This is a genomic window from Myxococcus sp. CA056, assembly GCF_013336715.1.
GTDB classification, from domain to species: Bacteria; Myxococcota; Myxococcia; order Myxococcales; family Myxococcaceae; genus Myxococcus; species Myxococcus llanfairpwllgwyngyllgogerychwyrndrobwllllantysiliogogogochensis.
Genome location: NZ_JABUMT010000002.1, coordinates 156,439 through 171,232 on the forward strand (window position 1 = coordinate 156,439; position 14,794 = coordinate 171,232).

14 protein-coding genes are annotated in these 14,794 nt (G+C 70.8%); 7 read left to right on the forward strand and 7 right to left on the reverse strand.

Going from position 1 to position 14,794, the window contains the following annotated elements; all coding sequences use genetic code 11:
- Positions 1–37 precede the first annotated feature (37 nt).
- Positions 38–1,057 carry an ABC transporter ATP-binding protein gene (locus HUA76_RS08375; RefSeq protein WP_174460531.1) on the forward strand — a complete coding sequence of 340 codons (1,020 nt, stop codon included), beginning with the start codon at positions 38–40 and terminating at the stop codon, positions 1,055–1,057.
- Here HUA76_RS08375 and HUA76_RS08380 read toward each other — a convergent pair.
- Entirely contained in the window at positions 1,054–1,569 is a 516-nt protein-coding gene (locus HUA76_RS08380) for an aminoacyl-tRNA deacylase (protein WP_141646754.1), read from the reverse strand. The genes HUA76_RS08375 and HUA76_RS08380 overlap by 4 nt on opposite strands.
- 149 nt (positions 1,570–1,718) lie before the next feature.
- Positions 1,719–1,916: a hypothetical protein gene (locus HUA76_RS08385; protein WP_141646753.1), complete on the reverse strand. Its 198-nt coding sequence runs from the start codon at positions 1,914–1,916 to the stop codon at positions 1,719–1,721.
- A gap of 183 nt (positions 1,917–2,099) precedes the next feature.
- Here HUA76_RS08385 and HUA76_RS08390 point away from each other — a divergent pair, with 183 nt between their 5' ends.
- The 4 genes from HUA76_RS08390 to HUA76_RS08405 all read left to right on the forward strand — a co-directional run bounded on the left by HUA76_RS08390 (position 2,100) and on the right by HUA76_RS08405 (position 5,843).
- The gene (locus HUA76_RS08390) at positions 2,100–2,426 is read left to right on the forward strand and encodes a DUF2171 domain-containing protein (RefSeq protein WP_174460532.1); all 327 of its coding nucleotides are present in this window, start codon (positions 2,100–2,102) and stop codon (positions 2,424–2,426) included.
- A 171-nt stretch (positions 2,427–2,597) separates the two neighbouring features.
- Positions 2,598–3,848 (forward strand): kelch repeat-containing protein, encoded by a 1,251-nt coding sequence (locus tag HUA76_RS08395; RefSeq protein ID WP_174460533.1) that lies wholly within the window; start codon positions 2,598–2,600, stop codon positions 3,846–3,848.
- Positions 3,849–3,900: 52 nt separating this feature from the next.
- The gene (locus HUA76_RS08400; RefSeq protein ID WP_174460534.1) at positions 3,901–4,266 is read left to right on the forward strand and encodes a hypothetical protein; all 366 of its coding nucleotides are present in this window, start codon (positions 3,901–3,903) and stop codon (positions 4,264–4,266) included.
- Positions 4,267–4,436: 170 nt separating this feature from the next.
- Positions 4,437–5,843: a M24 family metallopeptidase gene (locus HUA76_RS08405; protein ID WP_174460535.1), complete on the forward strand. Its 1,407-nt coding sequence runs from the start codon at positions 4,437–4,439 to the stop codon at positions 5,841–5,843.
- A 60-nt stretch (positions 5,844–5,903) separates the two neighbouring features.
- On the opposite strand, the gene HUA76_RS08410 is transcribed toward HUA76_RS08405, so the two are convergent.
- On the reverse strand, positions 5,904–7,091 hold the full coding sequence (locus tag HUA76_RS08410) for a cytochrome-c peroxidase (RefSeq protein WP_174461173.1): 1,188 nt from the start codon (positions 7,089–7,091) through the stop codon (positions 5,904–5,906).
- Positions 7,092–7,255: 164 nt separating this feature from the next.
- A complete protein-coding gene (locus HUA76_RS08415) occupies positions 7,256–7,669 on the reverse strand; it encodes a hypothetical protein (protein ID WP_174458241.1) in 414 nt (137 codons plus the stop codon).
- 410 nt (positions 7,670–8,079) lie between these two features.
- On the opposite strand from HUA76_RS08415, the gene HUA76_RS08420 reads away from it, so the two are divergent.
- On the forward strand, positions 8,080–8,538 hold the full coding sequence (locus tag HUA76_RS08420) for a DUF2267 domain-containing protein (RefSeq protein ID WP_174458242.1): 459 nt from the start codon (positions 8,080–8,082) through the stop codon (positions 8,536–8,538).
- Positions 8,539–8,619: 81 nt separating this feature from the next.
- On the opposite strand, the gene HUA76_RS08425 is transcribed toward HUA76_RS08420, so the two are convergent.
- Both HUA76_RS08425 and HUA76_RS08430 read right to left on the reverse strand, forming a co-directional pair.
- Positions 8,620–9,306 (reverse strand): hypothetical protein, encoded by a 687-nt coding sequence (locus HUA76_RS08425; protein ID WP_254614104.1) that lies wholly within the window; start codon positions 9,304–9,306, stop codon positions 8,620–8,622.
- Positions 9,307–9,471: 165 nt separating this feature from the next.
- Entirely contained in the window at positions 9,472–11,202 is a 1,731-nt protein-coding gene (locus tag HUA76_RS08430; RefSeq protein ID WP_174460537.1) for a S8 family serine peptidase, read from the reverse strand.
- A 472-nt stretch (positions 11,203–11,674) separates the two neighbouring features.
- Here HUA76_RS08430 and HUA76_RS08435 point away from each other — a divergent pair, with 472 nt between their 5' ends.
- Positions 11,675–14,053, forward strand: a complete 2,379-nt coding sequence (locus HUA76_RS08435; RefSeq protein ID WP_174460538.1) for a serine/threonine-protein kinase — start codon at positions 11,675–11,677, stop codon at positions 14,051–14,053.
- Between the two features lie 16 nt (positions 14,054–14,069).
- Here HUA76_RS08435 and HUA76_RS08440 read toward each other — a convergent pair whose 3' ends face one another.
- Complete coding sequence (locus HUA76_RS08440) at positions 14,070–14,744, reverse strand: hypothetical protein (protein ID WP_174460539.1); 675 nt, start codon at positions 14,742–14,744, stop codon at positions 14,070–14,072.
- Positions 14,745–14,794 lie beyond the last annotated feature (50 nt).

Genomic DNA, 14,794 nt, shown 5'->3' on the forward strand with positions numbered 1-14,794 from the left:
TGGGCCCGAGGCTCGGGCACCGGGGAGGGCTAGTCGCGTGGCGACGGTGTCCCTGGAGGACGTGCGCAAGGTGTATCGAGGGGGCGTGGCCGCGGTGAAGGGCGTGACGCTGCACATCGCGGACGGTGAGTTCGTGTCCCTCGTCGGCCCGTCCGGCTGTGGCAAATCCACCACGCTCAACCTGATTGCCGGACTGGAGGAGCTGTCTGGCGGCACGCTGCGCATCGACGGCGAGGTGGTCAACGGCATGTCGCCGAAAGAGCGCGACATCGCCATGGTGTTCCAGAGCTACGCGCTCTATCCGCACCTGGACGTGGCTCGCAACCTGGCTTTCCCGCTGGAGGTCGCCGGGCTGTCGCGCGCGGACATCGAGGCGCGGGTGCGTGAGGTGGCCTCGGTGCTCGGGTTGGAGGCGCTGCTGTCGCGTCGGCCGAAGGAGCTGTCCGGTGGGCAGCGGCAACGCGTGGCCCTGGGACGCGCGCTCGTGCGACGGCCGAAGGTGTTCCTGTTCGATGAGCCGCTGTCCAATCTGGACGCCGCGCTGCGCACGCAGATGCGCGGTGAAATCAAGAAGCTGCACGAGAGACTCCAGGCCACGTTCATCTACGTCACGCATGACCAGTCGGAGGCGATGACGCTGTCGGACCGGGTGGTGGTGATGAGCCAGGGCGAGGTGCAGCAGGTGGCTCCGCCGCGCGAGCTGTATGACGCGCCCGCGAACCTGTTCGTGGCGGGCTTCTTCGGCTCTCCGCGCATCAACCAGGTGAAGCCCGGGACACTGGGCCTCGCGGCCGAGGACGTGGTGCTGGGACTTCGCCCCGAGCACCTGGTGGTGACGGCTCAGGGCGACGAGTCACCGGGGGCGCTGACGGGGCTCGTGTATCTGGTGGAGCCCATGGGCGCGGAGAGCTGGGTGACGGTGGACGTGGCGGGTGAGCAGCTCGTGGCCCGTGCACCCGGTGACTTCCGCGCCGCCTCGGGCACCCCCGTGTCCCTGCGCTTCGATGCCTCGAAGCTGCGGCGGTTCGACGCGAAGACGGGGCGGGCCCAGGGCTAGGGCTGCAGCGAGAAGCTGTCGTTCTCGATGCTCAACTGCTCGCGCTGGCGGTCATGGACGATGATTCCGGTGAGCGGGGCCTCCACGTTCTCGAAGTCCGCGAAGCGCAACTCCAGGGCCTCGGCGTGGGAGCCCGCGCGGAACAACAGGTGCTCCGCGTGGCGCAGGTGCTCGTCCACCACCACCGGGATTCCATAGAGCCTTCCAAACGGCGGCTCCGCGCCGACCTCACACTCGGGAAAGAGCGGGGCGAACTCGGACTCCTCGGCGAGCCGCAGGTTCTTCGCGCCCGTCACCGCCGCGACGCGGTCCAGGTTCACCGTGTCCGGCGCGCTCACCACGCAAATCCACAGCGAGTCATCCGAGCGGAGGATGACCGACTTGGCCACCTGGAAGCCGCTGACATGCAGTGACGCCGCGAGCGCCTGCGCGGTGATGGCTCGCAGGTGCGGCCTGCGGTCGAAGGGAACGTTGTGACCTTCCAGGTACTGGATGATGTTCTCCGGAATCATGGCGCGGCCTCCCTCGTGCTCGCGGAAGAAGGTGCGCCCGCTCGCGTCCGCGCACCACGCCCACTTCCGCGCGCGCCCGCCTCACGAGCCGCCGCTCCGGCGCCTTGCTCCCTCGCCTCGTCCGCCCGGCCGATGCGCGCGGCCCCACCTCAGGCGTAGACCTGACTGCCTTCCAGCGACAACTCCAGGCGCCGGTTGAGCTGCTCCAGCCGGTCATACCGCTCACGCAGCAGGTCGCGGTACGCGCGCTGGTCCGTGTGGGAAATCTCGGTGAGCAGCTCGAGCAACGCCGTGTCCAGCGCCTGCTTCAGCTCGCGGGCTTCCACCGCGGACAGTTCCAGCAACATGCGGCACCTCCTGTCGCGAATGTTAGGCACTCCACTCCGCGCGAGCCTCCCCACCCGCCCCATCGCCTCCCTTCGCCCCCACCAGGAAGACGGACGCTGCCCTGCCTGCTCCGTCGGACTGTCGTCACGCGCGCCGGGCCCGCAGGTTCTTGCTGACAGAGGTGCAGCCGCGAGGAGGTCGTGATGATTCAGTCCGGCGAGGTGCGCGAGGGAATGACGGTGAGGACCGCGGACGGACGCAAGGTGGGACGCGTCGCCGCCGTCGGCGATATCCACTTCGAGCTGGAGCAGGGACTGGTGCCCATTCCCCGCCACGACTACCTGGTGGAGTACCGCGACGTGGACCACGTCAACGACGAGGACGTGTACCTGTCCCGCGCCGACCACCCCCTGCTGATGCTGGAGGTGGATGACGACGGCGGCGCGCTGCCTCCCCGCCACTCCAATGGCATGGACGCGGAGCCGGTGAACGTCTCCGCCCCGTCGGACGAGGACTCCGTGCGCCACTGAGCACCCTTGTGACTCGCGCTCCCACGTCGCGAGTGCGGGCTCCGCGCGAGTGGGGGATTTCCGACCCGGCACGCGGGGCAAGCGTCCGGAATCATTCAGGTCGGACATCCCAGGAATGTCAGACCGTCAGGGTACACGGGCTCTCTTCGACCAGCGAGGCGAGTGGGTCCCATGCGACGTGTCCAGACATCCTTTCTCGGCGTGGCGTTCTTCGCGCTCGTGTTCTCGTGCAACTCCGGTCCGCGCGCGGACGGGGGCACGTTGGACACGGGCGTCGAGCCCCTGAGGCTGGCGACGCCGCGCAAGCTGCTGCCCCTCGTTCCGCTGGAGGACGGGCGCGTGCTGGCCGCTGGAGGCCATGACGGACAGCGCACCCTGTCGAGCTGCGAGGTGTTCGAGCCGGAGACGGGGATGTGGAGCCTGACGGGCTCCATGCACAAGGCGCGTCGCAACCACGCGGTGGTGCGGCTCCTGGATGGCCGCGTGCTGGTGACGGGTGGCACGCAGGTGGTGGCGCCGGGCGCGCTCGCGGACGCGGAGGTGTACGCGCCGGCGTCGGGCCTCTGGACGCAGGTGGCGCCCATGTTCGAGGCCCGGAATGATCCCTCCGCGCTGCTGCTCCCCGATGGCCGCGTGCTCGTGGCGGGTGGCACCGACGCGGACCGCAGGCCGTTGCGCTCCGCGGAGCTGTTCGACCCGATGACGGGCACGTGGGCTCCCGCGACGCCGCCGGGCTTCGTGCGGGGCGGCGCCGGCACGGCGGTGATGCTGGCCCAGGGCAAGGCGCTCTTCGTGAGCGGCCTTCAGGCGGAGCTGTACGACGTGGCCACCGGGCGCTGGGAGAAGGCGGGCTTCGCGGGGGGCGCGGCGGGGACGCATCGACAGGGGCACTCGGTGACGCTGCTGCCGGACGGGCGCGTGCTGGTGGTGGGCGGTGGCACCGCGCGCGCGTCGAGCACGGCCGAGGTCTACGACGCACTGACGGGCCTGTGGACGCTGGTGGCGGCGCCGTCGGTGGCTCGCGAGCACCATGCCGCGGTGGTGACGCCCGAGGGCCAGGTGCTCGTGCTGGGCGGCGAGCATCCCATGGCGGGCGCGCTCGCGTCGGTGGAGCGCTTCGACCCGATGACGGGGCAGTGGGCCTCCGCTCCCGCGCTGACGGAGCCTCGCGGCCTGCCGGGCGCGCTGACGCTGCGGGACGGCTCGGTGCTGCTCGTGGGCGGCGCCAACGAGGTGGCGGGCATGCTCGACACGAGCGAGCAGTACCTGCCGACCGGCTGCGTCCCGGTGACGTGCGAGACGCGGGAGGCCACGTGCGGCGCCGTGCCGGACGGCTGTGGAGGAATGCTCGAGTGCGCACCGTGCGTCGTCGAGGGCTGTGACACCCAGCAGTGCCGCGCCGAGGGACTCACGCGGCGCTGAGGCCGCCCGTCCCGCGGGTGACAGGCCGGCCGATTCCCGGTGAGATGTGGCCATGCGGTGGCTCCTGTTCGCGATGTCCGTGGCGTGGCTGGGATGTGGCGGCGAGGACCCCTCGCAAATCACCTATGACGAGTGGGCCGAACGCGCCGCCACGGTGCAGTGCTCCCACGAGGCGCGGTGCGAGGGGTCCTCGCTGGACGAAGCGGCCTGCATGGCCCAGGTCCTCGAGCGCTACCGGCAGGTGGAGCCGGAGCTGGAGGACGCCACGGGCGCCAGGACTGGCTGCGTGCGGTGCATGCGCATCCGGACGGAGGTGCTGACCGCGTCGCTCGACAGCGAGTGCCAGCAGCCCGTGGACGCCTCGCGCATCGACGCGGCCTGTGGCGCCGACCAGCAGGCGTGCGCCGGCGCTCCCTGACTCGGCCCGCGCGCGCCTTGGCGCATCGCGCCAGCCCGCCCCCCGCGCGAAACCTCCTGTGACTGGCTGAGCACCACCGCGCGGAAAGCCTCGCAAGTCACGAAGCCCCCGGCCCTCGGCGCGCCACACGGCCGAGACGCCCCTGTCCGTGCGTGCCAGACTGCGCGGCCATGCGAACCCGCCTCCGTCTCCTCGCACCGCTCATGCTGAGCACCGCATGTGCCTCCGTCTCCTCGCAGTCTCCGGACGCCACCGCCGTCGCGACGGCGAAGGCCTCCGTGCCGGAGCGTCCCTTCGGCACCCTGCGTGAGCAGGCCGACCGTCAGCAGGCCTGGCTGCGCGAGCGCATGGACACGGCGCTTCCCCAACTCATGCGCAAGTACGGCATCGAGATGTGGGTCGTCCCCATGCGCGAGTACAACGAGGACCCCGTCTTCAAGGCGCTCGTGTCTCCCACCACGTTCGCCGCGCGCCGCCGCACCATCTACGTGTTCCATGACCTGGGCCCGGAGAAGGGCGTGGAGCGACTGGCGCTCGGCGGTGGACCGCAGGGCGGCGTCTATGTTCCGCGTCGCGCCCAGCAGCAGGTGAGCCACGGCGGCGAGGGCCTGCGTCAGGCGGAGCTGTGGGGCCCGGACCAGTGGCTGGTGCTCAAGCAGGTGCTGGAGGAGCGAAAGCCCCAGAGCATCGCGCTCGACATCTCCCGCACGTTCGCCTTCGCCGACGGCCTCTCCCATGGCGAGTACGAGGGCATGGCCCAGGCGCTCGGCCCCGACTGGGTGAAGCGCTTCAAGCCCGCGGAGGGCCTGCCCGTGGACCTCATCGCGTGGCGCATCCCCGATGAAGTCCGCTTCTACGAGGACGAGACGAAGCTCGCCTGGAACATCATCGAGACGGCCTTCTCCAACCAGGTCGTCACCCCCGGCGTCACCCGCATCTCCGACGTGGAGTGGTGGATGCGCCAGCGCCTGGCGGACCTGGGCCTGGACACCTGGTTCCAGCCGTCCGTGGACGTGCAGCGCCAGGGCGTCACCGAGGAGCAGCTCGGCGAGGACCCCGTCATCCAGCGCGGCGACGTGCTCCACTGCGACTACGGCGTCACCGCGCTGCGGCTCAACACCGACACCCAGCACATGGGCTACGTGCTGCGCGAGGGTGAGACGGACGTGCCCGCGGGCCTGAAGGCCGCGCTCAAGACGTCCAACCGCCTCCAGGACATCGTCTTCGAGGAGCTGCGCCCCGGCCGCACCGGCAACGAGGTCCTCAAGAGCTCCCGTCAGCGCATGACGTCCGAGGGCATCGACGGCACCATCTACTCGCACCCCATTGGCCTGCACGGCCACGGCGCGGGCGCCATGGTGGGCCTGTGGGACCGGCAGGAGGGCGTGCCCGGCAACGGCGACCACAAGGTCATGGCGAACATGTGGTACTCGATTGAGCTCCAGGCGACGAGCCCCGTGCCCGAGTGGAACAACCAGCGCGTGCGCTCCGCCCAGGAAGAGGACATCACCATCGACGCGGAAGGCCGCGTGCACTGGGCCTGGAAGCGGCAGACCGACTTCCACCTGGTGCGCTGAAGTCCCGGTTGCTCGCGGGCTCCCGTCCTCACACGGCGCGGGAGCCCGTCGGTGCGCCGGTCAGCGCGGGGTGCCCGTCAGCGACTTGAGCAGCTCCACCAGCGCGCGCTTCTCCGCGTCCGTCAGCTCCAGCGGGACGATGGTGACGGTGCGCTTGCCCGTGAAGGAGCCCTCCGGGTTGCCGCCGTCGTTGTAGAAGTCGACGACCTCCTCCAGCGAGGCCTGCGCGCCCGTGTGCATGTACGGCGCTGTCAGCGCCACGTTGCGCAGCGACGGCGTGCGGAACGCGCCCTCCAGCTCCTCCTGCTTCGCCTGGGAGCGCAGCGTGCGCAGCCGCAGCGCGTCCGCGCCGTTCGGGTCGTCGCTGTGCCTGCTCGAGGCGTTGAACTCCCAGTCCAGCAGCGCGTTGAGCACCGCCCACTGTCCGCCCGCGCCGGGGCCCCGGTCCTCCAGGCCCACGTTGTGGAACAGCTCGTCCGTCAGCGAAGGCCCCTTGTGGCAGACGATGCACTGCCCCTTGCGCACGAAGGTCTTCAGCCCCAGGTACGCCGGGTCGCCCTCCGCCGAGCCGGCCTCCGCCGCGGCGATGAAGCGCTTCACGTCCGTATCGAAGGGCGCGTCCACCTGCATCAGCACCCGCTCGTACGCCGCCATCAGCTTGCCCACGTTGGCCATCAGCACCGGCGCGGCCACGCCCGAGGGCTCCACGCCGAACAGCGTCTGGTAGCGCGTCCGGTAGGACTCCTCCGCCTGGAGCCTCGCCCGCACCACCTCCGCGTCCGAGTCCATCTCCACCGGATTCGTCAGCGGCAGAATCGCCTGCGACCAGAGCGAGTCCGCCCGCCCGTCCCACATGAACCAGCGGTTGTGCCGCACGTTCAACACCGTGGGCGGGTTGCGCTCCGTGCGCTGTCCGCCGCAGCCCTCCGCCGTCGCCGTGTCCACCGTGCGACCATCGCCGGAGTGGCAGCTGTCGCAGGACACCGTGCCGCAGCGAGACAGGCCCGTGTCCCGGAACAAGTCATGTCCCAGCTCCTGGGCCACCGGCAGGCCGTCCACCTTGTTGGTGGCGTCCAGGCGCGGGTGGCTCGACAGCGAGTGCAGGCTGCGAAGCTGGTCCAGCTCGTCGAGCGTGGGGAACGGTTCTTCCGACTCACACGCCCACCCCAGCCCGCCCAGGCTCAGGGCAAGCGTGGCGGCGCGCCAACTGCTTGGAATCTTCACCGGGTCGTCCTTCTTCGCATCCATCGCGGCCCGGTCCACTCCGGTACCTCGTGCCGCTCTGCGGGCGGTCTCCCAGAAGTCTCGCGCCCCTCAGAGCGCGAAGCAATCCGGAATTCCTGGACGTCCCGAGGGCTGCCCGGCCCCTCCGCTCGAGTTGGGAGCGGAGGGTTCCGGACGTCAAACCGAACTCAGGCGCCGCAGCTCAGCGTGAAGTCCTTCGTGCCCGTGCCGTAGTTCGCCATCTTGATGGTGGACGGCTCCGGGGTGATGGTGGGCACCGACCCGTTGTCGCACTTCAGGCTGGCGTCCGGCACCGTGCTGACCTGCAGGTCGGTGTTGCTGGGGATGCCGGAGATGGTGAAGGAGCAGCGGTTGCCACGGCTGGACTTCACCATGGCCCTGCCCAGGGCATCCGTGGGCGTGGCCGCGTGAGCGACGACGACGCGGAGCTGGTCACACGGGTTGCCCGCCTGCGCGAGCCCGCTCTCCGGCAGACGGATGACACCGGCGACGGTGGCGTTGCCCTCGCGGCTCCCGGCGCCTCCCGTGGTGGCGCAACCAGTGGCAGCAAGGAACAGGGCGGCAACGGCGATGCGATACATGAAAATCCTCAATTCGTGGGGGAAAGAGAAGGCGGCCTGGTCGCCGCACAGACGACCTACGTCGCGCCCCCAGTACAATTGCGACGGGATTTCATTCCACCCATTCCTCTCGCACGCGATGTGCCGGGTTTTTTGCAAATCCCCCGGAGTTCCGTGTGGTTCCGGACGCCTTGTCGCCGGCTGCAGGGACTCGCGGTGAGGTGCCATGAGTCCAGTTCATCGGTCGAATCAAAGGCAGACATACCGCGCTGCGCGGGGTCGGTTGGATGTCCCAGGAGCGAACGGGAATCCCATGCTTGGGAATGCACGGCGCAAGGCCTGACGCGGACCGAGCGGCCGGGAAGCAGGCCTGTTGCCTGCTGCCGGACACTCGCCGCGCCCCCACGGTGAAGGCGCGAGAGGAGACGCGCATGTCGATTCAGAAGCAGGAAACGACGCAGTCGTGGTCGGGGCTGGGGGTGGGCACGGACCGGAAGTCCTTCATGGACGCGGTATCCGCGCAGCTCCCGGACTTCGAGGCGGAGCAGGCGGCGGAGGCGGTGTTCCGCGGGCTGTCGGAGCTTTTGTCCGACGGGCTGATGCGGCAGCTGCGCGAGCAGCTCCCCGAGGACCTGCGGGGGCTCGTGGATGCGTGCCCCCGCCACCCGGACAGCGTGCGCGGGAAGGTGGACCGCGACGACTTCTACCTCCAGGTGGCCAACCACCTGAACGCCGAGCCGGAGAACGTGCGGCTCGTGTTGCACGGCGTCTTCGCGGCGCTGCGCGAGCAGGTGACGGAGCAGGAGGCGGACAAAATCGAGAGCCAGCTGCCCCGGTGGCTCCAGGGCACGTGGTCCGCCGCGCGCATCGGGATTGACCGGCCCTCCTGAAGCGAGGGCCCGGTGGCGGCACGAAGCACGAGGCGCCCGGACCCACCCAGGTCCGGGCGCCTTCTTCGTGCCGGGCTTCGATTAGTAGGTGCCGCCAATCTGGAGCATCCCCATGTAGCGGCCGTCCAGGGCGTTGGGCGTCGCGGACGTGGGCGCGAAGTCCTGGTCGAAGAGGAAGTTGTAGCTCACGCGCGCGTCGGCGGTGATGAGCTTGCCAAACTGGTAGCGCAGGCCCAGGCCCGCGGGCACATAGCCGCTGGTGTCGTCATTGAAGCCGAACTCGCGGCCCACCGCGTCGTGCCGGATGTTGTAGTCGTCGATGCCGATGCCCGTCACCGCGTAGGGCTGCAGCTGGGTGTCGGTGAAGTTGCCGATGACGAGCGCCTGGCCTCCGTTGCGCACCACGTCCGCGCCCTCGCCCAGACTTCCCGCCCGGCCGTTCCCGTCGATGTCCACGTTGTTGACGCTGCCGTTGTAGCCCAGCTCCACGCCGAGGAAGCCCAGGGGCCGGTAGCCGATGGCGCCGCCGTACGTGAAGCCCGCGTCGAGCCGGGGCGCCAGCTGCCCGGTGTAGCCCTCCGCGCCGCCGCCGAGCTGCGCGTACAGGCCGGTGTCGGCGCGCTTCGACGACTTCTTGGGCTCATCGACCTGCACCGGCTCCAGGTTTCCAGGGGCCCGCTCCGCGCTGGGGCGGTAGTCCTCCTGGGCCCACACGGCGCATCCCCACAGCGCCGCCACACATCCCGCGATACGCACGAATGCCTTCATGTCGGACTCCTTTCCGAGCGTCCGAAAGGCAACGTGGAGTTCACGCCCCATCCCGGCAATGTTCCCGGGTCCGATGTCCCTCGCCCGTCCTCTCATCGACGGGGCGGTGGACACGTCGGCCCGCTGGCCTTCCCTCCCCGGAGGGAGGGGCGGGCACGCGGGGCTTCAGGGCACCGGGCCGACGAGGGCCTCCAGCGCCCGCCGGGCCTGCACCAGGCCGTGGCCGTACTGCTCGTCGTAACCGCTGTCGCCCAGGTCCTTCGCGCTGCTCAGGAGCGCCGCCTTCACCTCGGCGGGTGTGGCGGAGGGGCGCGCGCTGAACAGCAGCGCGGCGATGCCGCTGACATACGGCGTGGCCATGGAGGTGCCGGACATGTACGCGTAGTCCGCCGGGCGCAGGCTGAGCTTCGCGGTGGCGCCGAGCTGTCGCTCCATCACCGTGCTCGCCGCCTGGGTGATGGTGACGGACGGCACCCAGGTTCCGCGCTGCGGCACGGAGAGGATTTCCGCGCCTCCCTCCATCAGCTCGCTGGCGAAGATGACCGCGCGCGCGCCCTGCCGCATCACGTTGACGATGGCCCGGTCGGGTCGCACGTAGGCGCTCGGGTGCACGTACGCGACGAAGCCGCGGCAACTGCCGTCCTCCCCGCATGAGGCCACCGATTCACCCATGCCGCAGTCCACCAGCGAGCCCCAGGTGTCACCCGTCGGCGCGTACAGCAGCGAGCGTGACATGGGCCGGGAGTCGCCCACCTCCAGCGCGGCGAACGAGCCCCGGCCTTGAGGGAAGGTGGAGAGCACGTCCACGCCGGGAGCCATCAGCGCCAGGCCCTCACCGTAGGAGGAGAACACCGCGCGCCGGTCCGTGTTGTCCAGGGCGCCCACCCCCAGCACGGACGGGTCCGAGGCGGGATAGGACATCAAGCCCTGCCCCTCGTTGCCCGCCGCCGCCACCACCAGCATCCCGCCGTCCAGCGCCGCCTTGAAGCCTTCCTCTGTGTTGAGGCTGCCCAGACTGCCGCCCAGCGACAGCGAGGCCACCTTCGCGCCTTCGGCCTGGCAGTACTCCAGCGCCTTCATCACCAGGCTCATGTGGGTGCTTCCCTCGAGGTTCAGCACCCGGGCGATGATGAGCTGCGCACCGGGCGCCACGCCCATCAATCCGCGCTCGTCCAGCACTGGCCCGCCGCGTCCCCCCAGCCCCGGCCGCGCGGCGATGATGCCCGCCACGTGCGTGCCGTGGCCGGAGCCCCACCGCTCCTCGTCCCGGTCGCTGGGCGCGTCGTCCCCATCCAGGAAGTCCCGCGCCGCCACCACCGCGTCGCGCAGCTCCGGGTGGTCCAAATCCAGGCCGCTGTCGATGACGCACACCTTCACGCCCGCGCCCGTCACCGCCCCCGGGTCCGGCAGCCCGTCCCCATCCTGGTCCCACACCTCCAGCGCCTGCACCCGGCGCAGCTCTCCGATGTACTCCCGCGTGCCGGCCAGGGTGGTCGCCAGCGCCAGCGCCGTCGGCGCGGAGGTCCCCAGGGCGTACAGCTTCTGGTCCGGTTCGATGCTCTCCACGCGGGGGTCCAACGCCAGGGCCAGCCGCTCCTCGGGCGTCACGCGCGCCGCCACGGCCGGCACGTTCCGGAAGGTCGCCGTCACCTGCCCGACGAGCTGGTGCACCTGGGCCGCCGTCACCCCGTCCTCGCGCCGGTAGCGGATGATGACGCGCTCACGGCCGTCCTCGTCGCCAGAGTCGAGCCCCGCTGTCGCCTTCCCGTGAGGTTCGCCCGGCAACATGCCCGCGGTGATGCCGGGACAGGCGGTCAGCTGGGCATCCCGGTGAGATGACTCGTCCGGCAGACAGCCCGCGACCGCCAAGAACCCGATGAATCCCCAGCGCGTCATGAGGCACTTCCTTTCGTCACCACCCGGGCGACACTGCGAGGCCCGGCCGGAGGGCTTCCGGCCGGACGGCCCCACCTGTTCCCAGGGAGCGCATCGCTTCGCGTCGCGGCAACGGCCCGACCGGGGGCGCGGCGACGGGAGGTGCGCGGGTTCACATCCTGTGTGGCCCGCCTGTCTCAAACTGGCTTTCGGCCCGGGCCACCCCAGGCGCCGGTTGTCCTGAAACCCGCGCTCACCGCCCACCTCGGAGGAGGAGGACGCGGGAGTCCTTCGTCCACGGGTTCAACGCGGCCGGGCGCTGGACGTACTGGAAGACAGGAGGTTCACTGACAGTTGTGCCTCACCGGTCTGACACCCCGGCCAGGGCAGGTGGGTTGATGTTCCGAGCGCGTACGGTGTCTGACAGATGCGAGAAGGGCCCTCGACAGCTTGATTCCGTGTGTGTCCGGGTGCTTCGCTGCCAGGAGAAGCCATGAGCACCGCACCTACAGAGTCCTCCCGTTTCCTCGGGCGCTACGAGCTCGTCCATCCCCTGGGCCAGGGCGGCATGGGCGAGGTGTTCCTGGCGAAGATCAGCGGCGCGGCCGGCTTCGAGAAGCCGTGCATCGTCAAGACCATCCTCCCGACGCTGCTGAAGGACCGGCAGTTCCTGGACCGCTTCCACCACGAGGCCAAGGTGCTGGTGCACCTGGTCCACTCGTCCATCGCCCAGGTGTACGACATGGGGGAGGCGGACGGGACGTACTACATGGCGCTGGAGTACGTGGCCGGCGTGGACCTGGCGTACCTGCTGGAGCAGGCGCGGTTGCAGGGCGCGCAGGTGCCGGTGCCGGTGGCGCTGTTCCTGGGCCAGCGCATGGCGGAGGGCCTGGGCTACGCGCACCGCAAGGTGGGGCCGGATGGCTCGCCCCTGGGCATCGTCCACCGCGACGTGTCACCCCACAACGTCATGGTGTCGTACGAGGGTGAGGTCAAGGTCATCGACTTCGGCCTGGCCAAGTCCGCGGCGCGCAGCAAGTACACCCTGCCCGCCACGGTGATGGGGAAGCTGGGCTACATGTCGCCGGAGCAGGTGCGCGCGGAGGCGCTGGACCACCGCAGCGACATCTACTCGTGCGGCGTGGTGCTGTGGGAGATGCTGGCCGGCCGCTCGCTCATCCCCCACGGGACGGTGGGCGAGATGATGGCGGCCATGTCGCAGCCCACCGTGCCGTCGATGAAGGGGCTGCGCGGGGACGTGGACGAGGCGCTGGAAGCCGTCGTGCGTCGCGCGCTGGCCGCCCGTCCGGATGAACGCTACTCGCGCTCGGACGAACTGGCGCGGGCGCTCAACGGGGAGCTGGTGCGCTCGGGCGCCGCGGTGGGCGCCGAGGAAGTGGGCCACTTCGTCCGCGCGCTGTGCCCGGAGGCCTTCGCCGCGCAGCGACAGCTCATCTCCAAGGTGACGTCGTCCGGGAGCCACCACCGCACGCCCGCGCCGATGCCCGTCCTGGCCGGTGGCACCGGCACGGGAGCGTTCGGCACCGGGCCCCAGGGCACTCCGGAGAACACCGCGCAGTCGGGCTTCGAGCCGACGATGATGCGCGCGCCGACGGAGCCGCCCGCTCCCTCGAATGAGCGGCGCGTGGCCGGCATGGCCCGGCAGGATGTTCCCTCCGCCGAGGACGCGATGGGCACCGATGCCACCACGCTGCGTCCCGGCTCCGGAGGCGTCGCGGGTGGGGCGGCGATGGCCGCGAGCGGCGCCCCGTCGTCGGGCCCGGTGGTCCAGGCGGCCTCGTCGGGCCCCGTGGCTCCGGTGTCGACAGCGTCCGTTTCCCAATCCGTCAACACCGCTGTGGCCGCGAAGCCCGCGTCCTCCCGGAAGACGGGGACGATGCTCGTCATCGCGCTCACGGTGCTGCTGCTGATGGTCGGCACCGCGGTGACGACGGCCCACTTCGTCAAGGGTCAGGGCGGCCCGGACGCCCCCACGCCTCCTCCGCCCGTCGCCGCGAAACCGCCGCCTCCCACCTCGGACAAGAAGCCCGCTCCGCCGACCACCGCCGAGACGCGTCCGACCCCGCCTCCTGTCGACAAGCCGGCACCGAGGCCGGAACCAGAGGTGGTGGCGACCCGGGAGCCCTTGCCACCCAAGCGCACGCCCACGCCGAAGCCGACTGCTCCCAAGCCGGCTCCCGAGCCCGTCGCCGTGGCTCCCAAGCCCGAGAAGGGCGTCACCTATGTCTCGCCCGAGGTGGCGCTCGCGGTGGTGGAGGAGAACGGCGGCTATGCCGTCAGGGGCCCCCAGGCCGTGCCCCTGCGGATGCGCCAGAAGTTCAATGTCGTGGGCCCCGCGAAGAACATGCAGCGAGTGTTGCTCGGGCGCGCCACGGTGTCATGGGCGGGCGCCACCCCCAGGGACCGCATCAAGGCGCGGATGGTCCGGCTGAGCCTCGACGAGTCCGCCAGGGCGGCCACGGGCCCGCGCTTCATCGCGCTGCCAGAGGTTGGTGCCGAGCTGGAGTCCTTCCCCGACGAAACCCCCGCCGAGCCCGAGGCCGCCGCTGAGCCGTCGAAGCCCGCTCCCCCGATGATTGCCGCGCCCAAGCTCCTCACGGGCGCGGTGAGGAAGGCGGGCGGCATTGGCCCGTTTGGTGGAAGCGGCGTGGCGGTCCGCAACCTCGACGACTTCGTCTGGACCAACTGCTCCGTGGTGAAGGACCGCCGTCAGCGGGGCATGCTGGGCATCCTGCCCCCCAACAAGGAGCGGGCCGTGAAGAACTTCGCCACCCACGCCGAGCACTTCGTCGAGCCCGGCAAGGTGGGCGTGTTCTGCGACGAGGGACAGCTCATCACCACGCTGCGCTGACCCCTGTCGCTCCGGCTCACGGCTTCGCGAGTCGCTCCGAGGCCACGGGACAGTCCGCCACGACGGCGCGCACGTCCTCGCGGCCGGAGTTCGCCTCGCGCACCGCGCGGTTCAGTGACGTGCGGCACTCCCACGTCACGTCCCGCGTGCCGTGGCAGCAGTGCCAGCCCGTCAACGTGCTCCCCAGGTACTTGAGCATCTCCGCGCGCGTGGGAGTGACGAGCAGCCACACCGCGCCCGCCAGCAGCGCCAGCCAGGGAAGCTGCGGGGCCATTCCCCTCAGCCGGGCCCCCGCGCCCGCCGTCACCGGCTCCGCGTAGAGGCCGAGCATCGTGTCGAAGGGCCGGCGTTGCAGCACGGGCGCCACCAACAGGTCGACGGGCGTGGTGAAGGCCCGGACCAGGCCGCGTTGAGCGCCCGGCGCCCCCGCGTTGCGCACCAGCCGCACGCCCAGGAGCTGCCGCCACAGCGTCCGCCCCCAGATACCGCCCACCGCGGACCACGCGAGCCAGGAGAGGACCATGGCCAGCACCATCGCCACCGGCGTCCGCTCGTGCTCCATCGCGCGCAGGGCGGCCCAGCCGACCAGGGCCGACGTCGCCACATCCAGCACGTCCGCGGCCCACAGGTGCCACTGGTACCGCGCCTCGGTGCTCACCGTGTCCGTCGAGAACAACGCCCCGTCGCTCATCCACCCTCGCTCTTCGGCGCGCGGAGCATAGACGTTCGGCGACCTCGGGG

Bases quoted from the DNA above. Each gene is read 5' to 3' on its own strand.
- HUA76_RS08380 (WP_141646754.1), bottom strand. From the start codon at position 1,569: ATGATTCCGGAGAACATCATCCAGTACCTGGAAGGTCACAACGTTCCC.
- HUA76_RS08385 (WP_141646753.1), bottom strand. From the start codon at position 1,916: ATGTTGCTGGAACTGTCCGCGGTGGAAGCCCGCGAGCTGAAGCAGGCG.
- HUA76_RS08390 (WP_174460532.1), top strand. From the start codon at position 2,100: ATGATTCAGTCCGGCGAGGTGCGCGAGGGAATGACGGTGAGGACCGCG.
- HUA76_RS08395 (WP_174460533.1), top strand. From the start codon at position 2,598: ATGCGACGTGTCCAGACATCCTTTCTCGGCGTGGCGTTCTTCGCGCTC.
- HUA76_RS08400 (WP_174460534.1), top strand. From the start codon at position 3,901: ATGCGGTGGCTCCTGTTCGCGATGTCCGTGGCGTGGCTGGGATGTGGC.
- HUA76_RS08405 (WP_174460535.1), top strand. From the start codon at position 4,437: ATGCGAACCCGCCTCCGTCTCCTCGCACCGCTCATGCTGAGCACCGCA.
- HUA76_RS08410 (WP_174461173.1), bottom strand. From the start codon at position 7,091: ATGGATGCGAAGAAGGACGACCCGGTGAAGATTCCAAGCAGTTGGCGC.
- HUA76_RS08415 (WP_174458241.1), bottom strand. From the start codon at position 7,669: ATGTATCGCATCGCCGTTGCCGCCCTGTTCCTTGCTGCCACTGGTTGC.
- HUA76_RS08420 (WP_174458242.1), top strand. From the start codon at position 8,080: ATGTCGATTCAGAAGCAGGAAACGACGCAGTCGTGGTCGGGGCTGGGG.
- HUA76_RS08425 (WP_254614104.1), bottom strand. From the start codon at position 9,306: ATGAAGGCATTCGTGCGTATCGCGGGATGTGTGGCGGCGCTGTGGGGA.
- HUA76_RS08430 (WP_174460537.1), bottom strand. From the start codon at position 11,202: ATGACGCGCTGGGGATTCATCGGGTTCTTGGCGGTCGCGGGCTGTCTG.
- HUA76_RS08435 (WP_174460538.1), top strand. From the start codon at position 11,675: ATGAGCACCGCACCTACAGAGTCCTCCCGTTTCCTCGGGCGCTACGAG.
- HUA76_RS08440 (WP_174460539.1), bottom strand. From the start codon at position 14,744: ATGAGCGACGGGGCGTTGTTCTCGACGGACACGGTGAGCACCGAGGCG.